Genomic DNA, 4093 nt, shown 5'->3' on the forward strand with positions numbered 1-4093 from the left:
ACATTACATTCAATTTCTCGCCATGGAAAACAGCAATTACCAAACTCATCCCGTTCAGTGCAGCCCGGAATGTCAAAGGTATACCCCACTTTACGGGTCTTTCTGTCAAAATAAGCGAGGTTTGCTGGTGCAAAGCGGCTAAACACAGGTAATAAATTTAAAAAAGTCACATTCCAAATAATGGTGGTGTACCAGATCCACCATGGGAAGGTCTCACCTTCTATATCTGAAGGCAATAGTTGTGAAAATATACTGATCACAATAAGTAAACTTCCCATAGCGCCCAAAAACATTGGGCCTAAGACCAGTATTCGCCATGGATCATCGCCACAGCTTTTTGTTATAAACCTTTGTCGGTTGTTCGTGATACCAAATTTGTCAATTTTATACCAGTGATAAAATAAACATAAACCTTTAAATTGATCACGAAATTCCATATCTGTTTTCGGTGAAAAAAAGTGATTAAATTTGGTTTTTTTGGGTAACTTACCCCCTAAATATGGCAGACTCAAAGCTCAAAGCATTCTTCTAGTAACTCTTTGTATATTTCTTGTTGCTGATCAAAGCTCATATCGCGCCAATACACCTCAGGTCGGGGGTTGCCTGCTTTTGCTTGGGCCGCATCATATTCGGCTGTTACTGGGTCTAAATGCCTCACCGCTTCATAACGTGGCACATCTGGTAACGGCTTTTTATTGTCCATAAACCGCACTAATCCCTCCCAAAACAGCAAACAATAAATCGGGTCTTGGGCGTTTTCTGTCACGACGATGGTCATTTCGGTGTTTTTATACTGAAAGAAACTGTGCTCATGAGAAATAAACGGCGCATACGCCTGCGCACCATGCTGACTGGTAGTTATTTTTGCCACATTACATTCAATTTCTCGCCATGGAATACAGCAATTACCAAACTCATCCCGTTCAGTGCAGCCCGGAATATCAAAGGTATACCCAACTTTACGGGTCTTTCGATCAAAGTAAGCGAGGTTTGCTGGTGCAAAGCGGCTAAACACAGGGAGTAAGTTTAGAAATGTAACATTCCAAAGTATAACGGTATACCAAACCCACCAAGGAAATGCTTCCCCCTCTTCGTACAGTGGTAATGATAAAATACTAATTATCAGTACCAATGTACCCACTGCTCCCAAAAACATTGGGCCTAAGAACAGTATCCGCCAAGGATCATCGCCACAGGATTCTGTTATGAACCTTTGTGGGTTTTGAGTAAAGCCGAATTTGTCAATTTTATACCAGTGATAAAATAAACATAAACCTTTAAATTGATCACGAAATTCCATATCTGTTTTCGGTGAAAAAAAGTGATTAAATTTGGTTTTTTTGGGTAACTTACCCCCTAAATATGGCAGACTCATGGTTACTCCTTAACCTTTTTTTAACGCTATATTGCGACGCTTTTTTATTTGTTTTTGTTATTTTGCGCTCGTTTCACTACTAAGGAAAGCCACAGCCTAGCTGCCACGCTAGTCGCTTGGCTTTATACTTCCAATTGAGTGTGTCTTTAAGTTCGGGTTTAGGTGTCCAGCGCTGCCAAGGAGCTGTAATTTCATCTCTGGGTTCTAGGTTAAACCAATCAAGCTCAAAGCATTCTTCTAGTAACTCTTTGTATATTTCTTGTTGCTGATCAAAGCTCATATCGCGCCAATACACCTCAGGTCGGGGGTTGCCTGCTTTTGCTTGGGCGACGTCATACTCGGCAGTTACTGGGTCTAAATGCCTCAGAGCTTCATAACGCGGCACATCTGGTAACGGCTTTTTATTGTCCATAAACCGCACTAATTCCTCCCAAAACAGCAAACAATAAATCGGGTCTTGGGCGTTTTCTGTCACGACGATGGTCATTTCGGTGTTTTTATACTGAAAGAAACTGTGCTCATGAGAAATAAACGGCGCATACGCCTGCGCACCATGCTGACTGGTGGTTATTTTTGCCACATTACATTCAATTTCTCGCCATGGGAAACAGCAATTACCAAACTCATCGCGTTCAGTGCAGCCCGGAATATCAAAGGTATATCCAACTTTACGGGTCTTTCGATCAAAGTAAGCGAGGTTTGCTGGTGCAAAGCGGCTAAACACAGGGAGTAAATTTAGAAAAGTAACATTCCAAAGTATAACGGTATACCAAACCCACCAAGGAAATGCTTCCCCCTCTTCGTACAGTGGTAATGATAAAATACTAATTATCAGTACCAATGTACCCACTGCTCCCAAAAACATTGGGCCTAAGAACAGTATCCGCCAAGGATCATCGCCACAGGATTCTGTTATGAACCTTTGTGGGTTTTGAGTAAAGCCGTGCTTGCCCCTTCGCAACCAAGGATATGAAAAACATAAACCATGAAATTTATCTCGAAGTGATGAATCAATTTTAGCATCAAAAAAATGATTAAATTTGGTTTTTTTGGGTAACTTACCCCCTAAATATGGCAGACTCATGGTTACTCCTTAACCTTTTTTTAACGCTATATTGCGACGCTTTTTTATTTGTTTTTGTTATTTTGCGCTCGTTTCACTACTAAGGAAAGCCACAGCCTAGCTGCCACGCTAGTCGCTTGGCTTTATACTTCCAATTGAGTGTGTCTTTGAGTTCAGGCTTAGGTGTCCAGCGCTGCCAAGGGGCTGTAATTTCATCTCTGGGTTCTAGATTAAACCAATCAAGCTCAAAGCATTCTTCTAGTAACTCTTTGTATATTTCTTCTTGTTGCTCAAAGCTCATATCGCGCCAATACACCTCAGGGCGCGGGTTGCCTGCTTTTGCTTGGGCGACGTCATACTCGGCAGTTACTGGGTCTAAATGCCTCACTGCTTCATAACGCGGCACATCTGGTAACGGCTTTTTATTGTCCATAAACCGCACTAATTCCTCCCAAAACAGCAAACAATAAATCGGGTCTTGGGCGTTTTCTGTCACGACGATGGTCATTTCGGTGTTTTTATACTGAAAGAAACTGTGCTCATGAGAAATAAACGGCGCATACGCCTGCGCACCATGCTGACTGGTGGTTATTTTTGCCACATTACATTCAATTTCTCGCCATGGGAAACAGCAATTACCAAACTCATCGCGTTCAGTGCAGCCCGGAATATCAAAGGTATACCCAACTTTGCGGGTCTTTCTGTCAAAGTAAGCCAAGTTTGGTGGTGCAATGCGTTTAAAGATAGGGAGTAAGTTTAACACTGATATATTCCAAATTATGGTGGTATACCAGATCCACCATGGGAAGGTCTCTCCTTCTATATCTGAAGGTAATAGTTGTGAAAATATACTGATCACAATAAGTAGGCTGCCAAAAGCCCCTAGAAACAGTGGCCCAAAGAATAGTATACGCCATGGATCATCACCACAGCTTTGTGTCATAAATCGTTGTGGGTTTTGAGTAAAGCCAAACTTGTCTTCCAGTAGCCATGGATACAATAAACATAAGCCATGAAATTTATCTCTAAGTGAAGAATCAGTATCAGAATCAAAAAAATGATTAAATTTGGTTTTTTTGGGTAACTTACCCCCTAAATATGGCAGACTCATGGTTACTCCTTAACCTTTGTTTATCGCTTTATTGCGACGCTTTTTTATTTGTTTTTGTTATTTTGCGCTCGTTTCACTACTAAGGAAAGCCACAGCCTAGCTGCCACGCTAGTCGCTTGGCTTTATACTTCCAATTGAGTGTATCTTTGAGCTCGGGCTTAGGTGTCCAGCGCTGCCAAGGAGCTGTAATTTCATCTCTGGGTGCTAGGTTAAACCAATCAAGCTCAAAGCATTCTTCTAGTAACTCTTTGTATATTTCTTGTTGCTGGTCAAAGCTCATATCGCGCCAATACACCTCAGGGCGCGGGTTGCCTGCTTTTGCTTGGGCGGCATCATACTCGGCAGTTACTGGGTCTAAATGCCTCAGAGCTTCATAACGCGGCACATCTGGTAACGGCTTTTTATTGTCCATAAACCGCACTAATTCCTCCCAAAACAGCAAACAATAAATCGGGTCTTGGGCGTTTTCTGTCACGACGATGGTCATTTCGGTGTTTTTATACTGAAAGAAACTGTGCTCATGAGAAATAAACGGCGCATACGC

At 42.0% G+C, this 4093-nt stretch carries 3 protein-coding genes and 2 pseudogenes; all 5 read right to left on the reverse strand.

Going from position 1 to position 4093, the window contains the following annotated elements; all coding sequences use genetic code 11:
* Positions 1–437 (reverse strand): annotated as a pseudogene (locus PCIT_RS11870) (hypothetical protein); the annotation flags it as partial.
* Positions 438–508: 71 nt separating this feature from the next.
* On the reverse strand, positions 509–1375 hold the full coding sequence (locus tag PCIT_RS11875; protein WP_238348020.1) for a hypothetical protein: 867 nt from the start codon (positions 1373–1375) through the stop codon (positions 509–511).
* A gap of 79 nt (positions 1376–1454) precedes the next feature.
* A complete protein-coding gene (locus PCIT_RS11880; RefSeq protein ID WP_192992799.1) occupies positions 1455–2459 on the reverse strand; it encodes a hypothetical protein in 1005 nt (334 codons plus the stop codon).
* 79 nt (positions 2460–2538) lie between these two features.
* Positions 2539–3549, reverse strand: coding sequence for a zinc metalloprotease (locus PCIT_RS11885; protein WP_010368202.1), 1011 nt, complete (start codon positions 3547–3549; stop codon positions 2539–2541).
* Between the two features lie 79 nt (positions 3550–3628).
* A pseudogene (locus tag PCIT_RS11890) lies at positions 3629–4093 on the reverse strand (hypothetical protein); the annotation flags it as partial.

Origin of the sequence: Pseudoalteromonas citrea (assembly GCF_000238375.3) — a bacterium.
Classification (GTDB): domain Bacteria; phylum Pseudomonadota; class Gammaproteobacteria; order Enterobacterales; family Alteromonadaceae; genus Pseudoalteromonas; species Pseudoalteromonas citrea.

Excerpts from the sequence above, each read along its gene's own strand:
- PCIT_RS11880 (WP_192992799.1), bottom strand. The coding sequence starts at position 2,459 with ATGAGTCTGCCATATTTAGGGGGTAAGTTACCCAAAAAAACCAAATTT.
- PCIT_RS11885 (WP_010368202.1), bottom strand. The coding sequence starts at position 3,549 with ATGAGTCTGCCATATTTAGGGGGTAAGTTACCCAAAAAAACCAAATTT.
- PCIT_RS11875 (WP_238348020.1), bottom strand. The coding sequence starts at position 1,375 with ATGAGTCTGCCATATTTAGGGGGTAAGTTACCCAAAAAAACCAAATTT.